Origin of the sequence: Rubinisphaera italica (genome assembly GCF_007859715.1) — a bacterium.
Classification (GTDB): domain Bacteria; phylum Planctomycetota; class Planctomycetia; order Planctomycetales; family Planctomycetaceae; genus Rubinisphaera; species Rubinisphaera italica.
Window position 1 is genome coordinate 2,790,631 of the sequence record NZ_SJPG01000001.1, and the last position, 20,570, is coordinate 2,811,200.

Sequence of the window (20,570 nt, forward strand, 5' to 3'; positions counted from 1 at the left end):
AGGAAAGTGAAATCGAGCTTCAATTCACCACTGCTGGATGAACCCAGCAGTGGTTTTTTATTAGAGCATTTCTAAATGCAGTGTGCCTTCGCATGTACGATTATTTGCCTAAATCGATGCATTTGCTCAGGCAGAACGCGGAAAATTGATTTTGGAAATGCTCTAGACCATTTTCAAATGGTAACTGCAGTCGCATGGACATCAAATGTCCTAAAAACGATGAGTTTGCTCCTGCTGAACGCTGCAGGTGATTTTTGAATATGCCCTAGGATCCTACTTTCGACGCGCCCCCTGTGAGAGATATGCCAGTAAATTCCGGATGTCTTCATCCGACAAATCTTTGAGCACATCTTCGGGCATCAGCGATTTCTCCATCGCCTTGAAGATTTCAAGATCCTCTCGGGCAAGAATGATTTTACGATTATCAGCAGTGCGGATGGTGACCGTTTGAGGATCCTGGGCAGCAACCATGCCCGTGATCACTCGGCCATCCAAAGTCACCGCAATATAGGATTGATAACCCTCCCGAATTTCCAGACTAGGCTCGACCATGGCTGGCAACCAGAATTTTGGATTGCCTCGTTCGTAACCATCAAGTGGCGGACCGATCGTTTCGCCTTGCCCGAAAAGCTTGTGACAGTTCGCGCATTTCTTTTTGAAATGAACTTCTCCTTTGGCTGAGTCTCCTGCGGATTCCGCCAGCATTGAAAGCAGACGATTAATCTCCTCTGCCTTTTCCGCTTTTGAAATTTCGACTGGTTTGCCAAAAGCCTTTTCAACTGCTGAGATAAGTTCGGGATCATCGTAGGACCGAAGTTGCTGAATCACATCAGCTGGAACGTCTTCGGCTTTCATCTGCCAGGAATTGACATAGTCGACCAGTTTCATGGCCCAATCTTTACGGGAAGCCAGTGTTCTGCAGGCAGTTGTTCTCAAATTGTGTTCTGCCGAAATCCGACTCTGAAAGGATCCAATCAAATTGGCGGCGATTCCTGGGTCGTCATAATTGGCCAGGGATTGAATCGCCACCCGTTGAAACGCAGGTTCATTTGTACTGCGTCCAGTCGCCAGCGAGACGAGTGTACTTACAACTTCAGGAGCCTTCACTTCTCCAAACGCGCGAGCCAGTTCCATCCGCAGGCCCAAGTCGCTATTTGTATCTTTCAAAGCCTTAATCGCGGGAGGAACGGCTTCTGGTTTTCCCTGACGTAACGCCAGCACAATGCCATCATTCCCGAGTGAATCCAGATAATCTGCCAGAGCTTTTTCAAGAGATACTGGAAGTGGTGGCACTGTTCGCCCCTGAAATGCTTTATTCAAACCAATCAGTAAAAGCTCACGGGATTTGTCATCCGGTGCAATTTCTACCAGACGGGCGCAGTGCTGCAAATCTTCGGGCGTTCCTGCCGCAGCGTATCTTTGCATAAGCCGTGTTGTAATTGCAGTCTGAGTCAACTCCAGTGACCACACTTCCGGATTGGAAAACGTCTTTTCAATCTCGGCAAAATCTTCCGCATGGGCTTCGACGGCCCACCATAACATTAAAGGCATATGTGGATCCGTTAGATCCTGTTCATGATGTAACAGTTGAGTCACAACTGGAAGGGCAAATTCAGCGTCGATTCGCTTAGCCGTGGAAGCCAGTTGACTGCGGACCTGCACCTGCGGTTCATTAGCTGCTACAACTGCAAGCGCTTCGTAAACCTTTGAATCAATATTTTTGAGTGTGCCATCTCCAATCAGCCTGACAACCCATCTGCGGATATGCTCATCCGGATGCTGCAACCATTTCTGGCAAAGATCGGAGTCCAGCTCACCCATCAGATTCAAAGCCCATAAACTTTCTAGCGATGACTTCTCATTAACTTTTGCAATCAACTGCTCGACTACGGAACTATCCGCACGCCAGCCCAGTTCGAGCATCGCACGACGACGTACCCATTTGTTCGAATGCTCCAATAAAGTGATTAGCTCCTCGGCAGTCTTCTGATGTAAATCTCCGAGTTGATAATTGGGTGATGAATCTGTCGGTCGGACACGATAAATACGACCACTCTCTTTATGCCAATCGTCCACAGGGCTGACATGACTGAGGCGAGTGTCGGACCAGTCAGCAATATAAACACTTCCATCTGGACCGACGCCATTGTAAACCGGTCGAAACCAGCGATCCGAACTTTCGAGCAAATTCGTGTGATCTACCGTGCGGTAAGTTGACCCCTGAGGAATTCTTTCACTGTGCCAGACGATATTATGGAGGGAATTCGGTGCAATAATATCGCCGTTGTAATCCTGGGGAAACAACCCACCTTCATAGATGAGAAAGGCTTGTGCAAAACGCCTGCCATCCCCTTCAAATCCCATGTGAGTAAAATACCCAAACGCATACGGGTTGGTGAGAGGCCCATGTTTACCCCAGTTCTTATCTGCATAACTGCCCTGGGGATAATAATAACCACGTGTATTTCCGCCGTTCGTTCCAGAGAAAACCCGCCCCTTGGAATCAATATCCAGACTGAACGTATTTCCGCCCCCTTCGGCATAAATTTCGAAGACTTTCGTCACAGGATGATATCGCCAGATACACTGCCCCTGGAATTCAACACCCTTGGTCACTTCAGAACTCACAACTCCAGCAGTCGTGCTGCCATTGGCGGCATACAGCCAGCCATCCGGTCCCCATAACAGACTATTGGAAATCGAATGCGTATCCTGAATCCCGAAACCACTCAAGTGGACTTCAGGGTCACCATCGGGAATATCATCCCCATTTGCATCGGGATAAAAGAGCAAATAAGGAGGGTTCAATACCCAGATACCACCATTCCCTACTTGAACCGAAGAAGCGATATTCAAGCCGGTAATGACATCTTTTGAGGTATCGTAAATACCATCGCCATCGGTATCTTCATGAACAGTGACCTTGTCCAGCCCCTTGACTCCTTTTGGTGGAGGCTCTGGAATTTTATCGAACACTGCTCGTAAATACTGGTCAAAGCGTACCACTTTCAAGCCAGCCGGGTATTGATACTGTCGATACTGCAACACCCACATTCGACCGCGAGAGTCCCATGTCAGAAACAAGGGCTGAGAAACCTCAGGCTCATGTGCGATCAAATCAACCGTCATGCCCTCTTTAACATCAAATGATTTGAGGGACTCCAGCGGCGGCGTCGGATCAGAACCATCCGACATCACACCCTTGCCTCCGAAGGACTTGAAGACTTCTTCAACCCGTTTATTGCCCGCAACAGGATTGTCCTGCGCATGATTCTCTGCCAGGAGAACTGTGAGGCAGAGGCAAACGGGAAGAATAAAGGTTAAATTTCGCGCGGAGAGATACGGCATAAGGAAATACTTTGAGGCTAGAATAGGGGGAGTGAACGCTTTCAAATGATGTCGTGAATCAGATGGCCTTTGACATCGGTCAATCGCATATCGCGGCCACCAAATCGGTAGGTTGACTGGGTATGATCGACGCCCAGTAAATGTAGCATAGTGGCATGCAGGTCGTGAACCTCCGTGCGATTTTCAATGGCTTTGTAACCCCATTCATCAGTGGCCCCGTATACAGTACCTGCTTTCACGCCTCCACCTGCCATCCAGATGGTAAAGCCATACTGATTATGATCGCGACCATCATTTCCTTGTGCAAAGGGTGTCCGACCAAATTCTCCCGCCCAGACGACCAGCGTTTCATCGAGTAAACCTCGCTGCCGCAAGTCTTTCAACAGAGCCGCAATCGGCTGATCGACAGCACGGGCATTATCCTCATGTCCCTTTTTCAAATTGGAATGCTGATCCCAGCGATCATGTCTGACATTGGGACAAGTCAGTTCGACAAATCTTACTCCACGTTCAATCAAACGGCGGGCCATCAGGCATTCCGCAGCATAAATTTTCGTTGGTTCATATTCTGCATCCATTCCATACAATGACTGAATGTGTGCAGGCTCTTCGTGCAGGGACATCAAATCTGGAACTGCCATTTGCATCTCATAGGCCATCTCATAATTTTTAATAGCCGATTCCAAACTATCGTGCTGACCAAATTTCTGTGTCGCCATCTGATCGAGTTGACCGATCAAATCGAGCTTCTGCTTTTGAATCTCTGCTGACTTCTCTGTTCGCTGAATGTTGGCGACGGCACTGCCAGAAGGTTTGAAAACAGACCCTTGATAACTGGCTGGCAGGAATCCACTACCAAAACAATCTAACCCACCAGGTGGAATCAATCCTCCATTGATCGCCACAAACCCGGGAATGTTTTGACATTCACTTCCCAATCCATAATTCACCCACGCCCCCATGCTCGGACGCCCCTGCAAACCACTGCCGGTATGCAGGAAATAATTGGCAAAGGTGTGCTCGGGAAACTCAGAAACCATCGAACGAATGACGGCCAGTTCATCGACACAGTTAGCCACTTGGGGGAAAAGTGAACTGACTGGAATTCCTGATTCCCCATGCTGATTGAACTTCCAGGGGCTGGCCAGCACTTTGCCAGTGTTGTTGAATTGAGTTGGTTCGAGAGTGAACAAATCGCCGGGGTTCTGCCCATTGTATTTATCGAGCATCGGCTTGGGATCGAACGTGTCGACTTGCGATGGACCACCATCCATGTAGAGAAAGATCACATTTTTCGCACGAGGTGGAAAGTGTGGACCATGACCGGCTTTGCTGATTTCCTGACTTGCAGTCTTTGTGAATCCATAAGCAGATTCCTGAGCAAGAGCTGCTAATGCGATTGCTCCAAAACCACCCGCGCATCTCGTGAGCATTTCACGACGCGAGAACGGTATCGTTTGAATTCTCTGGCAGGGAAAAGGGAATGAATGATTCATCGGATAAAAATAAATTCCTTCGTATTCACGAGGGCATGCGCGACATCCGCCCACAGTTCCGGATGATCGACAGGGAGATTTCTCTCTGCGGATTGTTGATACAAATACTGAGTCGCGATTTCGAGTTCCTGTATGCTTGGTGAACGAGCAAATGCGGACTCATAAAAGCTGGTGAGACTTTGTTGAATCGATTGTTCATCGTGTGGTGAATAAATTGAACAGACCCGTTCCGCCCAGGATTTCGTTAACTCGACCACGAGCGGATCATTCATAAGAATCAACGCTTGAGCAGGTACGTTTGAAACTGTTCGACTCCCCATCGTGCTGAACGGAACCGGGGTGTCGAAAGCGAGCATAAATGGAGAAATGAAATTTCGCCGAACAGAAATATAAATGGAACGACGATTGTCTCCATCGAGCGGTCCACTTTTTCCCGGTCGTCCTCGCCCGTCCATGAAGGATGTCAGGTGAATCGGGATCGATTGACCATACATCGTTTCATCAAGTCGACCTGAAATTGCTAACAGGGAATCACGAATGACTTCCCCTTCCAGACGTTTCGGGGGTCGGTAATGCCATAAAAGATTTTTTGGGTCTTTCTCCAGTGCTTCAGCCTGTGCAAAACTCGACATCTGATAAGTGCGAGACAAAACAATTTTCCGAATCATCTGCTTGATTGATTGTCCATCATTTCGAAACTGCACAGCCAGGTAATCGAGTAACTCGGGATGCGTCGGACGTTGTCCAAGCACACCGAAATCGTCAGTCGTGGGAACTATTCCCCGTCCAAGCAAATGATGCCAAATTCGATTGACGATCACCCGTGATGTCAGAGGATTCGTAGACGCATTGATCTGCTCAGCAAGTTCGAGTCGTCCACTCCCTTGCTGAGGATGCATTGGCTCATCACCGGAAACTGCTGTCAGAAAACGCCTGGGAATCAGTGGCCCTGGATTAGAGGAACTTCCACGAATCAGCAGTGGTCCATCTTCTCCCGTTCCGTCCATCATTGCCATTGCCAGATGAGATTTCTGCTGCACACTCTCTTTGAGTTCTCGTTTCTCTATTAACCATTTCTGCAAGATTTCTGCAACTTGATCTGAGAGTGCTCCCGGTTCTTCAATTCGTTTGTTCAATACTTCAATACGATTTTGAATCTCAGCAACTTGTAAGACTTCTTCATCATTAATTCGTTTAATGATCGCCGGATCATTTCCCTGCAAAACGCAGATCACTTCGAGTTGAGCATTTTCAGCAGGAGTGAATTCCAGGTGGATTCGATGACCGATGTAACGTTTCAGGTTCATTTGAACCCAGTTTTTCTTGGGTGAAATCGCCTGTATCGTTTCATTATGTAATGGGCCTGCAACCAGTCGATGAGAATCGACACAGGCCACGACATGTCCACTCCCGCTGACTCGCACGGAAACGATTCCATCCTCAACAGAAAATGTGGGAGTGCAGAGAGTACGTCCACTCCGCGGGATTTTCGTGAGACGGTCCCGCATTTGTGTAGGAGATTCACTGACAGATTCAAGCCCATTCCAGAAGGGATCACTGGCAGCCGCATCGTGCAATGCTAATGTTAAACCTGGTTGATCGGAGTTTTCCGTCAATAAATACTCACCGGCTTTTCGGGGGCGAAGACCAAACAGATAGCCATCCTGCAAATAGTCTTCCTTTGCGATTTGACTGTAGTCGACAAGGATAGGATTTCCTGAAGTTAAATCCTTTACAGCAGCCTTCAAAGAGACTTGAACGGTTTTTTCATTTAGTAAAGGATCATCCAGCAATGTCGCGAGTTGTTGCTGGTACTTTGTTTTCAGCTCCTCAAGTTGAAAAGCGACTTCACGATTATGTTCGAGCGACTCAAATCGCACCTGCCGATAACAACTGCTTTGCAGAAAGCCGGTCAACGCATAATAGTCAGCTGTGGAAATGGCATCGAATTTGTGATCGTGACAACGAGCACATGAAACGGTCACTCCCAGAAAAGTTTTTGACATCACATCAATCATATTATCGAATCGATCTGACTCATCTTTACTGATATCGACCGGTGAGTGGACCCACTCTCCAAGAAACCAGAAGCCAGTCCCCAGGATCGATTCATTAAACCCTTCGGTGGGATGCAGACGGGGAGACTCAATCAAATCCCCTGCAATATGTTCTTTTATGAATTGATCGTAAGGAATATCCGCATTCAATGCCCGGATCACATAGTCTCGATATTGATAAGCATTGCGAGCATCTTCATCGAACTCATGCCCACGAGACTCGGCATAGCGAACCAGATCGAGCCAGTGTCGTCCCCAGCGTTCACCAAAGTGAGGCGAGGCTAACAACTCATCGACAAGATGTTCGACAGCTGTCGGACTTTGATCAGTAACAAAATGTTGCACTTGATCTGGTGTTGGAGGCAAGCCAATCAGATCAAAATACAAACGCCGAACGAGTCCATTTCGATCCGCTTCGGCAGCCGGAGATAAGCCAGCTTCTTCGAGCCTGTGCAAAATAAAATTATCCAGTTCATCCTTTGGCCAATTCGAGTCATGGACATGGGGAATCTCAGGTTGTTTGATCGGCTGCCAAACCCAGTGTTCCGCTTTGCGTTTTTGTAATTCGAAAACTTCGCGTCCAGTTTCCTCTTCCGGACTCTCCTCAGTCGGCCAGGGGGCTCCCAGCCTGATCCACTTTTCAAAGATTGCGATCTGCGCCTCTGACAATTTTCCTTTGGGAGGCATCTCGTAGGATTCATACCGAATCGCTTCAATGAATAAACTGCCGTCGACATCATGAGGAATAATTGCGGGGCCTGAATCTCCTCCTTTCAGGAGGGACGAACGTCGATCGACATACAAACCAGCTTTAAGTTTATCTGACTTTGCGCTGTGGCACGAATAGCAATGTTCAGCCAGGAGAGGACGAACCTGCTTCTCAAAAAACTCATAATCCTGAGCTGTATTCGTTTCTTCAGCTGCTTGTGTAAGATTCTTAGCGGAGACCATGACCAGGAAGGTCAGCGTCGAAATAGTGGCAAACTTGAAAAAATGCAATGACACGATCACGTTTTCATTTCTGCTGGAAGGCCATCAGGTGGGATCAACTTCAAGAGTCGCATAGGGACTTAATTATAAGTTAAATGACCACACGCCGTCGAGAATAATCCGTAAGAATGTGGAATCTTTCAAGAAGAGGTATTATTTTCAGTGATTTACTTATAACTTTGTTTTGCTTACATTTTAGACCATTTTCAAATGGTAACTGCAGTCGCATGGACATCAAATGTCCTAAAAACGATGTGTTTGCTCCTGCTGAACGCTGCAGGTGAATTTTGAATATGCTCTAGAGAAAATAAAGCAAGAGCAAGTGGATCCACTCGAGTGGTCTTCATTCGCTCGATTACGCTTTGTGAATGTGAGCGGCAAATATCCAGCAGTTAACTGCTGGCACTACGATATCGTCCAATCGACCACAAGAACACATAACGGGATAGCACAAAAAAGACTGCCGTCATCAGTATTGACCATAGTGCAATCCAGGATGGCTCCAAGGCTTTACTCACCAGGATTTGAGCGGGGACGGTCACAACCAGGAGGATTGGCAGCACAAAGCTAAAGATCACACGAATCGATTCCGCCAATGCGCCTCCTGTATAAATCTGCTGCGGATAGCGTGCGAAGACCGTCACATAAAACCAGAAGTCATACAGTCCCTGATTCCGACCAAACCAAACACTCGTGCTCGCCAGTGTGATCATCAGACAGTAAAAGAAGATCACCCCGACAGCGACCAGCAGCAGATACATCAGCACGTTCACAAAACCGATGGGGCGATCCAGATTCACAAGAGAATAAGTGAGCAATGCTCCTGAAAGCAAAATCTGATTCATCATTGCCAGGTTGATTTTCTCAATCGAAATCAGAAATTGAGTATCGATAGGCTTGAGCAAGACAAAATCGAGATTGCCTGTGCGAATTAATTCACTGAAATTCGCACAGTTCGGCATAAACAGGCTCTCAATGATTGCATTGATCAGCATTCCCGTCGCCATAAATCCGAAATACTCTGCTCGATTCCAGTCGGCAATCGTGTTCACATTCTGATAGATAATCTCAAACAGAATCAGTTGAGCAGCAAACCAGAAGCCACGGGTAATAATCGTAATCAGAAAATTACTGCGGAATGAAAGTTCCCGGACAATCGAATTTTTCGCACATCGTGTCCAGACACCCAGATAATTAGGCTTGAACACATCCTCGGCTGGACTCACCTCACTCATTTCATTCCTGTTGCGCCAGAGTAGGACAGGCTTCCAGCCTGTCTAGGAATCACATCATCGATTAAATCAGCTTTACCTGCCCTGTCCCGTCTTCAATTTCGCCAAGTCGATAACAAGTCAACTCCTGTTTACTGAGGATCGTCTCGATTTCTTCAGTCCCACTTGCATCACAGACTATGACAAGTCCAATTCCCATGTTGAATACGCGATTCATCTCCGCTTGAGCAATATCACCGAGTTTCTGAATCCAGCTCATCACTGCCGGGATATCCCAGGAATTGTTTTTCAAAATGGCATCAACATGATCGGGCAGTACGCGAGCCAGATTTTCCTGAAGACCGCCGCCGGTAATGTGAGCGATCGAATGGACATGGGGTCGAAGTTCAGGAACAGATAAAACAGACTGCACCAGATTTGCATAAATGGCCGTCGGAGTCAGCAGAGCATCGCCCACTGTAGTACCGAGTTCATCGACATGATCCTCAACATTCAAGCCAGCATGCTCAAAAACAACTTTGCGGACGAGTGAAAAACCATTTGAGTGTAAGCCTGAGGAAGCAATGCCAAAAACGACATCCCCTGGTTTGACCTGCTTGCCAGTCAGAACATCCTCACGTTCAACGACTCCGACACTAAAGCCAGCAAGATCGAAATCCCCTCGGCTATATAAGTCGGGCATGATGGCCGTCTCGCCACCAATGAGTGCCATGCCTCCCTGACGACATCCCTCAGCAATTCCGGTCACCAATGCTTCCGTCAAAGTCGGGTCATCGTGGCTCATTGCAACATAATCGAGAAAAAAGAGTGGCAAAGCTCCCGTGCAGAGGCAATCGTTCACACACATCGCAACCAGATCGATTCCAATCGTATCGAAGCGATTCGTCAGTTGAGCGACTTTAATCTTAGTGCCGACACCATCCGTTCCAGAAACAATGACTGGGTCATTATATTGGCGGCCTTCTGAAAACAAGCGAAACAATCCCGCAAAGCCACCAGGCAAAGGCATGACACCGGGCGTCGTTGTACTCTGGACCAGTTTGCCGACTCGCCGCATCGACTCTTCGTAGACATCCAGGTCTACTCCAGAGGACTTATAATCAATTCCACTCATCGACCTGATCCTGTATTGTTAATTGACCTCTTAAGACAGGCTTCCAGCCTGTTTTAACTTCGCAAGGCTGGTTGTGTCCGTCGAAATTATTGCGAACCGCCCAGCAGATAAAACGCTCGGGGAGCTGGCGAACCAAGAAGTTGTTTCAGCAGAGACATTTCGTTTTCAGCAGAAGCAGAGGCAGACCCGAGTAGAACATCTGTCAACGTCGGAGGATACTCATATTCGATCACCCGCATGGGCCCGGCTTTCAAATCCGTTTCCATCTTCGCAATCGTGTCATCCAGAAAGCTGATCTCATCGACCATCCCATTCGCAATTGCCTGATCAGCCGTGAAGATGCGGCCTGTCGCAATATCTTCAATCTGCTGCCGAGTCATCTCAGGACGACCATTTTCGATCACACCGAGAAACTTCTGATAGGCTTCATCGAGAATCCCATCCCAAACTTCCCGATCCCGTTCGCTGATCGGCTTAAACATGCTCAGAGAATCTTTGAATTCCCCCGTCTTTAATGGCTCGGACTGCACGCCCACTTTGTCGGCCAATTGAGTAATATCGTAGTGAGGAATGATGACACCAATGGAACCCGTCCAGGTTGTCGGCTCGGCAAACAGCTTCCCTTTATCGCCTCCGCCCATCGCGATGTAATAGCCCCCGGAAGCAGCCAGTCTTTGCATCTGCACATAGATTGGTTTGGTTTCCGCAAATTGGCTCAGACGATGATAAATCTGATGACTGTCCGCAACGAGTCCACCGGGGCTGTCGACAACGAGCACCATCCCTTTAATCGAATCGTCTTCAGTCGCTTTTTTGATCTGTTCGAGAATGCGCTCTGTATAAGGAGGCATGATCGTTGTGCCGACACGAATGAGAGCAATCTTTTGCTCGGCATCCTTGCTCCCGGAATGATATCGCTCCAGGGGGCCATCGAACTCATTGAAATAGTCGCCGTAGGATGAGAGCAGCATCAAATTCAAAATGATGGAGAACAACAGGAGTAACCCCAGAAGTTTCGTTCCCCAACGGGATTTCGAAGTCGACTGAGCCTCAATGACCAGTCGCACAACCTGCTCGCCATTGCCTGTCGTGAGGGAGGATGTCGTTTTTTGAGGATCTGGTTTTTCGTCTGCCATCATATTTCCTGTCGGTCTGATACTCTCAACTGATCCCGGAGAGCTTGCACTACTTTATAGGTGTTCCCCTGCCCTGCTGCAATCGAGCGGAATTTTATCCAAGAGGTGTACATCTTCATTAACCTTTGAATAAGGCAAATTAATCCTCAAACAGAAAATTTGGAATTACTTCAGAATTATTATTCAAAACGACGTCCTCTAATTGATGTGGGCTTCGCTATGCATCATGTAAGCAAATTTCACAGGGGACTCAAAAAACTCATTAAGTCAATGAGTCATCCGATAAGAGTAAATTTAAGAAGAAAACAAGGTAGAGATATGTACAAGTACACACTGTGCGCATTGGCGATTTTGGGGGTCTCTCTGGTTGCATCGCAATCAGCACAAGCCAGCAACTGGCAATTCGGTGTCAGTGGTAACAATTACGGATTCACCGTCGGATCCTACAATCGTGGATACAACAATTCACCATCGTTTCACGGTGGTAACTACGGTCACGGATACGGAAATTCTGGGTATGGCAATTCCGGCTATGGACACAGTAACTACGGCTACGGAAACAGCAACCATGGCAACTACGGTTATGGCAACAATTATGGCCGGTCTAACCGCAGCTATTACAGCCAACCCTATTCCGGCAACCATCGCTGTCATTGAAACCTGTGTCGGAATGTCGGTTTGAGTAAGACCTTAAAATGAGAATCTGACTATTTGTCGACAATCAATGCCATCTGATGATAAGCCAATGCAAGCTGGAAATTCCGAGATTGCATTGGTTTTTTTATTGGGAACTCACGAATACGCAATCAAACTGAATTATGATCCGCTGAAGCCAGTCGTTATTAAGCAGCGAGCTTCGAACTGAAGTCCTTTCGCTCACATGCCAGGAGAAATTCTTATTGCCCTTTGATCATTTGGAACAAAGAACAAAAAAACGTAAAGGTTTCGTCTCATGACGAAATTTAAGGCATATAGCAAAGACGACAACTGCACTGGATGGTTCAATCTTGAGGAAATCTGATATTAATTTGGAATTTCCTGTCAAAAGGATGTCCCCTGACCGGCATGAGCCTCGCTACGTATAATAGTAAGTAGGTTTGACGTGTGGCCCCAAACCACTGAGGAAGTGGGATGGACGTCAAATGATAACAATTAACGTGGGAGAAGGGGTTTGCAATGTATAAGTTCACACTGTGCGCGATTGCAGTTTTAGGCTTCAGTTTGGTAAATAGCCAACCAGCACAAGCCAGCAACTGGCAGTTCGGTATTAGTGGCAACAATTACGGTTTCACGGTCGGTTCGTACAATCGTGGATATGGTTGTTCGCCATCTTATCGAGGCGGGAATTATGGTTATGGTTACGGGAACCGCAACTACGGATACGGCAACAGCTACAATTATGGTCGATCCTACAACAGCTATTACCGTCAACCTCACTTGGATTACCATCCCGGTCACTATGATCGCCATGGAAACCATTTCCACTACCATCCCGGACATTACGATTTGCACCGGTAAGCCGGTCGCACATCAGGTTGTAATAACTTGCGATCTAACATGAATACGCCAATGCAAGCGGTTAATTCCGAAATTGCATTGGCGTTTTTCATTGCGTACATACCATGTAACGATCAAGATAGACTGTAATCGAGACCACTGCTTCTGAATGCCGTCCCCAATTCTGAAATTTCTACAGGACAATGCTGCAATGGAAGAGAACGATTCTTCACCCGGTTCCGTCAGTATTATGATCGATGCTCTCCAACAGGGAGAGACGGACGCGCAGGCTGATTTATGGAATCGATACTTCGAAAGGCTCGTCCCCCTCGCCCGGAAACGACTGGGAGCCGCCAATCGACGAGTCGCCGATGAGGAAGATGTCGCTCTGAGTGTCATGAATAATTTCATGAACGGAGCGGCACGCGGTCAATTTCCCGAACTGAACGATCGCGATGGACTGTGGGCACTTTTAATTGTGATGACTCAACGCAAAGTGACCGATCAGGTTCGGCATCAACTCGCCAAAAAACGCGGCGGAAAAGATGTACGTGGGGAATCGATTTTTATAAACCGAGTCGATGCTGGAGCCGCCCCCGGCTGGGATTTATTTCTCGGAGAAGATCCCACACCACAAACCCTGCTCGCACTCGACGAACAACATGCCCAATTGATGGACGAACTCGATGACGATGTGCTGCGAGAAGTCGCCCGATTGAAACTTGAATCGTATTCCACTGAAGAGATTGCCGAAAAGCTTGGCGTGACAACCCGAACCGTCAAACGCAAAGCAGCCTTAATCCGCGAAAAATGGCTCGCCCATGCCGATAAATCGTTCGATCAAAACTCGTAGGTCAGGCAATTTTCGAACAATGAATCAAACCAATACAAGCACGAATCGCAAGCGAGTATGTTGATTTGATGGACACACTCGCTTGCGATTCGTGCTTGTATTTACATCGCAGGCCAGTTACCCGGCGAAAAGACCTGAAAGAATTTCTCGGGGGCGACAATCTGATGTTCGCTCACATATTTTTTCGCGGCTTCGGATCCAATCTGACTGGCCTGAGCATTCCCGAGCCGTGCCAGGCGGTCGTAGCAGATCGCTTCATACATCACCAGTTTTTCCGAACGAAAACCAGCCAGCGATTTGGGCAGGTAGGTCATCGCATCGTTACGGCCAATCGTGACAGACAGACCAGCCATCAATAAATCAGCTTCGGCTGAGCAACAGCGAATCGATTCTTTTCTCAACTTGCTGATGTGCTTCTCGGCATCTGAGATTAATCCTTTTTTCTTCACCTCGGTAAAAGTGGCATCCTGTTGATGCTTGGCAATGGTCGCAATCGCAGCCGAGGCTCGATGCAGACTATACGCATGACGCGACCAGTGGTGCCCTTGAAGTAACGCAGAACGGAACAGCTTTTCAATCTTGACCGTCGTTTCCCAGCACTCTTGATATTCCCCGCGATATCGCAATTCCCATAAGTACCTTAAGTAATAATTGAAATGCAGATTATTGAAATCATTGAAATCGAGAAGCGTGGCCAACTCTTGCGTCCGTGATTGTGTTTGTGACAAATCATCACGAGCCATATCGAGAACGATTTCTGAGACGCCGCGGATCATCAAATCGTGATAGGTCGTATCGCGTTTCGAGCGAGTAGCCGCATCAATGGTAGTCAGTTCGCGAATCCGATTGATGTTGCCGGAAAAGTTTGCGGAGAACAGTGCGAACATTCGGCTCAAATCGGCCTCCCACCACGCTTCTGGACAATGATTCGTAAATCCCTCAGCCGCCTGCGTGCAGCGTTCAATTGCCCGGGAAAAATCGGACGTCAAATAATCGGTCGCTCCTTCACACATCTCGACAAAGGCATCGGTATAGCAGGATGCCAGATAATTTGGAGAGGCTCGCAAGTCTTCCAGTATTCGACGGGCAATTCGGATATCTTTTTGTTGCCCAGTCGCTGCAATCAGGCAGGCTCCATACGCAATTAATAGTGAAGACTCCATCAATTCAGGCGCCAGATTCGTTTCCCGCTCCCCAATATGCTGGAAGTAACAACCGCGAACCGGATCGAGAATACTCAAACTCTGTGCAGCAGCCCAGCAGGTTTTGATGCGTTGTTCTGCGAGCTTTGTGGTACGTCGATTTAATGCCGAGGCCCAGGGGCGGATTGGTTTCGTTCGTAAAATTCGTTCCCAGACAATTCCACGAACGACTTGTGGCATTGAATGGGGATAAGCCAGCTTCACATCTTTAAGCAGACTTTCCAGTAATTGATGAGCCTTACTGAGTCGCCCCACCTGAAAAAGTCGCATCATTGAAAGCCGTCTTAATTCGAATTTGCGATCTTCTTCCACACTCGCAATTGCGGCTAACTCATAATATTGGGCAGCACGTTCTCCCTGTCCATCACTTGCATAGGCTTCGCCAATTAAAGCCTGATAGTGTGATTGCAACTCCTGGTTGGTGCCTTCAGAGAGCTTCAAAATCCTTTCGTACAAATGAGCCGCCTGGTTAAAGGCGAGCTGTTTCAAAGCATCCTCGGCTGCCTTTTCATAATGTCTGATCGCTTCAATGAACATTCCTGCAGATTCGAAATGCTGCCCCAGAGTTTGCGAGTCTGCGCGTCCGATGTTCTCCAGCACGTTGACAAGAACCTGATGAATCTGCTGTCTGCGCTCGGATGAGACATCGGCGGTGACCGATTCCCGAATCCGGTCGTGGAAACATTCGACGAAATCATCCTGAGAAGTCCCGCTGGTACGAATCAGATTTTCATTGCGAAGTTGATCGAGTTCATTGCGAGTGACATTCGCAATTTCGAGAATTTCAAGAATTGTGAGCGGTTGCCCACTGATCGCAATAAATTCCAAAACTCGCCGCAAGTCCTCATTTAATTTATGAACACGTTTGACGATGACTTCATCAAGTGTCGTAAACTGACCACCTAGCGATTCTGTATGCCGGATCAGTTCCCGGATAAAATAGGGACTACCTCCTGCCTCTGCCGCAATTTGAATTGCGGTGGCATCATCCTGCTGACTTCCACTCAACAGACTACGAGCTAACTGCAGAGCATCTTCTTCTGTCAACTCAGACAGTGCGATTTCTGTAATGAGTTCCTTGCTTTGTTCGCTGCGTGTCTCTGGATCCAGCAACTGTTTCAAACAGGAACTCCGTTCACGTTCATCGCTACGATAGGTTGCGATCAGCAGAACGGCAGGAGCATCATCGGCGTAAAACAATTCCTGTAGCAGACGGGCACTATCATGATCTCCCCACTGCAAATCGTCGATTGTCAAAACGACATTCTGTCGATCCGCCATCGCCGACATTAACTCTTTGAGCGATTGGATCGCCCGGCGTCTCGATTCCTGAAAATCTGAAGGGGACCGATAACGTTTGACTTCATCAGCAACAATCTGCACGCGTTGCAATACCGGAAACAATCTGGCTAAATCGCCGATATGCCGAGGCAACAGCAGCGACGCTTCCTCGGCTTTCATTTTATTCAAATGCCGACTGAGCGAATCGATAATCCCATCGAACGCCTTATAAGGGACCGACTCCCGCTCGTAGCAGCGACTGTTCAAAACAATAACGTCGGCATTCGATGCGGAATATTGATGCAGAAATTCATCGACCAGTGAAGTTTTCCCTACCCCGGAAAGACCATGCACAAAAACGAGTCCAGGAATATTATCGTTCAGGCGAATTGCTGTCCGATGCAGGGCATTGATTTCCGCTTCTCGCCCAATCAGAACATGACGGGACTGCTGATTTGTATTCGGTTTGACTGGGGAATCAACAGAAATTGCCAGCCGTTCGCGGATTTCAGGAATGGTAGGCCGATCTTCAGGAATCCGTTCGAGCAGGTCGCAACAAAGCTGATTGAGATTTTCGGGAATTCCTTCAACATATTCTCTTGGTTCAGGGGCACCAAATGTTTGCTTCGCTTGCAGAATTGCCAGAGGCGATCCCTGAAAAGGCCGCATTCCCGTAAGAGTTTCGAACAGCATCACTCCAATCGCATAACAATCGCTGGCTGGGCTGAACTGTTCTCTCGCCTGTTCTGGAGCCATGTAAGAAATTGTACCGGCTACTCCTAACTCAACACTCTGCTGCCATTCTGGAAATTCAGATTGAATGGTCGAAACCAGTCCCAGATCAAGCACAACGACACGGTTCTCAGGAGTGACCATCACATTGCCCGGCTTGAGATCCCGATGCACAAAACCGTTTTCATGCATCGCTTCGAGCCCATCGAGCAACTGACCAAATAACTGTGGAATTCGCTCACTCAACAGGGGTTCAAACGTGTTTGTATTAACTTTTGGGAAAGCCTGATTGAGCGTTACCCCAGTAATCAGCTCCATCGTGAAGAACCAGTAATCTTCGTCTGCAACGAGTTCTTTCAATTTGATCAAATTGGGATGATTCAAACTGGCCAACGTGCGAAACTCACGCTTGAATCGATAGAGCGATCCCCCTTCCGGAAGTGTTAATAATTTGAGGGCACAGTCTTCCTGATAGAATCGATCGTGAACTGCATAAACCTGACCAAATCCCCCCTGCCCTAACTTTTTGAGGATCTGAAATCGTTCTGTCCCTGCAAAATCTTTCGGCTGGTTATCGACGACTTCAGGACTCTGAGTCAAACTGTGCATGCTGTTCGCAACAGCAGTTTCCTGTTCTCGGAAGACATCTTGAACAACTTTCGTAAAGTTCTGAAATCGGATCGCGTATTCAGTTCGTTCAGGAATTTCTCCCTGCCGTTGACGAAGTTCCAGTTCCAGTGCCAGAAGTTCCCACAGTACCTGCGAATGATTTTCAGAGGCCAGATTATCGAGATACTTTTCGATCCGGGGATCACTTCCCGCCTGCCATTGCTCTTCAAACTGATCACAAAGCCTATCAATCACCTGATTGACATCCAGCTTCGTTTCCTGATTGTCAGAAGATTTCGTCATGATGCCGCAAAAATGTCAGGAGAATATTTGAACTGATATCAGAACAGAATGTCCGATTGTAATCCACAATCAAACATGAATTCCACACCATTGGACAACCGACGACCGGTGAGGAAACCTGAGTCGTGGACATTTCACTTCCAACAGGCTAGCTTGAAAGATGGAAGATCACTCAAAATCGTCGCTCGAAGGGTTTCTTTGATGAATAAATTATATCATTCAATGCTTAAAACTTTACTTTTTACTTTTATTCTCTCTGCATTCACAACTGCTCAGGCCGACGATCCTCCTACGATGACACATGGCCCCATGCTCGGTCAGCCGAGTGATCATTCGATGAAAGTCTGGGCAAGAACTTCGCATCCGACTCCCTTCTCCATTCATTATGACTTATCGAAAGAGAATCTGGAACATACTGTTGAATCTCCCAAAACAGAATTTGCTCACGATTTGACAGGCGTCGCTGAGTTGCAGGATCTGGAAGCAGATTCACGCTACTACTATCAGGTCTTCATTGAAGGCTCTCCTCAGGGAAGTATCAATTCTTTTCTGACGCTGCCCTCTGTCGAAGGATCTCGAAATGAGAAATACAATCCGAAGGGTTTGTTCAATTTTCGTTTTGAAGCCGGCTCGTGTGCCAATCAGAATCCCCTGCATGGCATCGGTCACTCCCTGCCACTCTATCAAACGATGTTACGCGAACTTGCAGACGATATTAACTTTGGAATCATGAATGGAGACTGGCTGTACGAGGAACTAAGGGATACACCCGTCGAAACCTGGACAGCGAAGAATCGTTTGACAGAAGAGAAAACTCCTGACATCGTCAGGAATGCACCATCAATTGTCGGAGTATGGGAGAACTACAAACTCTATCAATCACGCGGTGTGCCTCTGGCTCAGTGGCATCGTCAGGTGCCGAGCGTTTTCACATTCGATGATCATGAACTCGTCAACGACATCTGGGGCTGCGGTTCCGCTGGTCGACGACATCGCCGAACGGTGTTTCGCGACATTGGTATTCAAGCCTGGTTCGATTATCTCGGCTGGGCCAATCCGACTGTCTCCGATCAATCGGCTCACTTTGGAAAGGCTCAGTTCATCAAAGGGAGCAAACTGCTCAAAGATTCCAAAGCCGACTTCACTCATCTACCACTCGATCAAATGGCAAACCTGCATGTCCATTGGGGCACGCCGAATGCCGGCGTGAACGACATCATCTATGATGACGACAGCGGCAATCCGAATGCGCGCGTTTACGATATTGTCCGCGTTGTTGACAAGCACACTCTCGAACTCTCTCATGCAGCCGTCGCAGATGGTGAAGCGTCCTATTCCATCGGACGTCGCAGCTATGGCACCTTCCGTGTCTCTAACTGTCAGTTTTTTCTGCTCGATACAAAAACCTATCGTGAAATGCACGATGTGAAACAACCGGACAAACCGGGGCTGACGATGCTCGGCAAAGATCAACGGGAATGGTTACTGAAAGAAATGCGAACGAGTGATGCCGAGTTTTTCTTTGTCGTCTCCAGTGTCCCATTTATGATTCCCCACAGTGGAGCCGGCGGTTTTGAGTTCGATGCTCTCAATAAAGAAGAAGCCTGGGTCGTGTTTCTTGAAGAACGTGAAATGCTGATCGATACCTGGGATGAAATTGGCAAACCGGTCTTTGTGATGACAGGCGATTTACACAACAGCTTCGCGATCCAAGTGACGGACAACGTCTGGGAGTTCTGCTGCGGTCCACACAACTCAGTGAACCACGTGCCTGAACTCGATGAAGCCGACCGACCAATCACCGGACATTTCCAGTCTGGTCCTCGTGCCTGCAACATTCGCTGGTCCAGCTACGTCCTCCCCGACCTGCCTCGCCTTGAGCGACTCTATCCCTACTACTGCGTCGTCCAGGTTAATAACGTCTTTAATATGCCTCAAAAAGTCGGCGGCAAACGACTTGTCGCCTACCCACATCCTCAGGTCATTTTCCAATACTATGAGGGACGGACAGGGAAGTTAGCGTATGCCGAGGCGATTTCCTTGCCAAGGAAGAATGAGGAATAGCAGAAATTTTTGTAGTTCTTTGTTTAGCACAGAAACATTGTATGGATGGCACTTCATAGTGCGAAGTTATGTAAATGGAAGTAACTTTTTGCCGCATTATGATGCGGCAAATAATCCACCTGATTTCGTAATAGCCGTCGACCGGAATATCCGAAGCGTTCTGCGACTAGACCATTTTCAAATGGTTTCAGCCCTGCTGTTTTCCACAACATTCTGGACTACTCTGCGCGAGTACTCGCCACTGAGTCGATAGATCGAGAGGTGTCATATTCACTTCTCAACTTCAATTTGCTTGCGAGTCTATGATTCTCAATTACCTACTATTTGCTAAGCCCGATCAATAACCTGCTCTTTTCACTTCAGGTCTCAAGGCACAGGCTTCTCACAAATCCGGCAACGTTGGGCCCGATTTATTTCCTGGCGGTCCTTCAAGCGGCAACTCTCGCCTCCACTATGGTCTTTTCGATCTGCTCAAACCGCCTTGCTCTCAAGCGATTTGAGCAATCCGCCATCGTATTTTCTTACCTCAATCTGATCGATTGATGTTGTTGCCACTTCATCAGGTGCCTCTCGAATCGGCGGCTGTTGATCTCGCTTCAAATGGGATCTCTTCGTACTGTATCCCAAGCAACTCTTTTATCAATATCAGATCAGTG

At 47.7% G+C, this 20,570-nt stretch carries 11 protein-coding genes; 4 read left to right on the plus strand and 7 right to left on the minus strand.

Going from position 1 to position 20,570, the window contains the following annotated elements; translation table 11 throughout:
• Positions 1–273: 273 nt before the first annotated feature.
• From Pan54_RS10565 to sppA, 6 genes are all read right to left on the minus strand, one after another.
• Complete coding sequence (locus Pan54_RS10565) at positions 274–3,348, minus strand: PVC-type heme-binding CxxCH protein (RefSeq protein WP_146503453.1); 3,075 nt, start codon at positions 3,346–3,348, stop codon at positions 274–276.
• A gap of 41 nt (positions 3,349–3,389) precedes the next feature.
• Positions 3,390–4,781, minus strand: a complete 1,392-nt coding sequence (locus tag Pan54_RS10570; protein ID WP_146506391.1) for a DUF1501 domain-containing protein — start codon at positions 4,779–4,781, stop codon at positions 3,390–3,392.
• A 59-nt stretch (positions 4,782–4,840) separates the two neighbouring features.
• Positions 4,841–7,852 carry a PSD1 and planctomycete cytochrome C domain-containing protein gene (locus Pan54_RS10575; RefSeq protein ID WP_146506392.1) on the minus strand — a complete coding sequence of 1,004 codons (3,012 nt, stop codon included), beginning with the start codon at positions 7,850–7,852 and terminating at the stop codon, positions 4,841–4,843.
• A gap of 431 nt (positions 7,853–8,283) precedes the next feature.
• A complete protein-coding gene (locus tag Pan54_RS10580; RefSeq protein ID WP_146503454.1) occupies positions 8,284–9,126 on the minus strand; it encodes an ABC transporter permease in 843 nt (280 codons plus the stop codon).
• A gap of 61 nt (positions 9,127–9,187) precedes the next feature.
• Positions 9,188–10,237: a phosphoribosylformylglycinamidine cyclo-ligase gene (gene purM / locus Pan54_RS10585; protein WP_146503455.1), complete on the minus strand. Its 1,050-nt coding sequence runs from the start codon at positions 10,235–10,237 to the stop codon at positions 9,188–9,190.
• An 86-nt stretch (positions 10,238–10,323) separates the two neighbouring features.
• Positions 10,324–11,373, minus strand: a complete 1,050-nt coding sequence (sppA, locus tag Pan54_RS10590) for a signal peptide peptidase SppA (protein ID WP_146503456.1) — start codon at positions 11,371–11,373, stop codon at positions 10,324–10,326.
• 318 nt (positions 11,374–11,691) lie between these two features.
• On the opposite strand from sppA, the gene Pan54_RS10595 reads away from it, so the two are divergent.
• The 3 genes from Pan54_RS10595 to Pan54_RS10605 all read left to right on the plus strand — a co-directional run bounded on the left by Pan54_RS10595 (position 11,692) and on the right by Pan54_RS10605 (position 13,723).
• On the plus strand, positions 11,692–12,030 hold the full coding sequence (locus Pan54_RS10595; protein ID WP_146503457.1) for a hypothetical protein: 339 nt from the start codon (positions 11,692–11,694) through the stop codon (positions 12,028–12,030).
• Positions 12,031–12,549: 519 nt separating this feature from the next.
• Complete coding sequence (locus Pan54_RS10600; protein ID WP_146503458.1) at positions 12,550–12,891, plus strand: hypothetical protein; 342 nt, start codon at positions 12,550–12,552, stop codon at positions 12,889–12,891.
• 148 nt (positions 12,892–13,039) lie between these two features.
• Complete coding sequence (locus Pan54_RS10605) at positions 13,040–13,723, plus strand: ECF-type sigma factor (RefSeq protein WP_146503459.1); 684 nt, start codon at positions 13,040–13,042, stop codon at positions 13,721–13,723.
• A 101-nt stretch (positions 13,724–13,824) separates the two neighbouring features.
• Here Pan54_RS10605 and Pan54_RS10610 read toward each other — a convergent pair whose 3' ends face one another.
• Positions 13,825–17,850 carry a serine/threonine-protein kinase gene (locus Pan54_RS10610; RefSeq protein ID WP_146503460.1) on the minus strand — a complete coding sequence of 1,342 codons (4,026 nt, stop codon included), beginning with the start codon at positions 17,848–17,850 and terminating at the stop codon, positions 13,825–13,827.
• A 201-nt stretch (positions 17,851–18,051) separates the two neighbouring features.
• Between Pan54_RS10610 and Pan54_RS10615 the strand changes: the two genes are divergently transcribed.
• Entirely contained in the window at positions 18,052–19,914 is a 1,863-nt protein-coding gene (locus tag Pan54_RS10615) for an alkaline phosphatase D family protein (protein WP_207310104.1), read from the plus strand.
• Positions 19,915–20,570: the final 656 nt, after the last annotated feature.

Coding starts and splice junctions, on each gene's coding strand:
- Pan54_RS10565 (WP_146503453.1), bottom strand. CDS start 3,348: ATGCCGTATCTCTCCGCGCGAAATTTAACCTTTATTCTTCCCGTTTGC.
- Pan54_RS10570 (WP_146506391.1), bottom strand. CDS start 4,781: ATGCTCACGAGATGCGCGGGTGGTTTTGGAGCAATCGCATTAGCAGCT.
- Pan54_RS10575 (WP_146506392.1), bottom strand. CDS start 7,852: ATGGTCTCCGCTAAGAATCTTACACAAGCAGCTGAAGAAACGAATACA.
- Pan54_RS10580 (WP_146503454.1), bottom strand. CDS start 9,126: ATGAGTGAGGTGAGTCCAGCCGAGGATGTGTTCAAGCCTAATTATCTG.
- purM (WP_146503455.1), bottom strand. CDS start 10,237: ATGAGTGGAATTGATTATAAGTCCTCTGGAGTAGACCTGGATGTCTAC.
- sppA (WP_146503456.1), bottom strand. CDS start 11,373: ATGGCAGACGAAAAACCAGATCCTCAAAAAACGACATCCTCCCTCACG.
- Pan54_RS10595 (WP_146503457.1), top strand. CDS start 11,692: ATGTACAAGTACACACTGTGCGCATTGGCGATTTTGGGGGTCTCTCTG.
- Pan54_RS10600 (WP_146503458.1), top strand. CDS start 12,550: ATGTATAAGTTCACACTGTGCGCGATTGCAGTTTTAGGCTTCAGTTTG.
- Pan54_RS10605 (WP_146503459.1), top strand. CDS start 13,040: ATGCCGTCCCCAATTCTGAAATTTCTACAGGACAATGCTGCAATGGAA.
- Pan54_RS10610 (WP_146503460.1), bottom strand. CDS start 17,850: ATGACGAAATCTTCTGACAATCAGGAAACGAAGCTGGATGTCAATCAG.
- Pan54_RS10615 (WP_207310104.1), top strand. CDS start 18,052: ATGAATAAATTATATCATTCAATGCTTAAAACTTTACTTTTTACTTTT.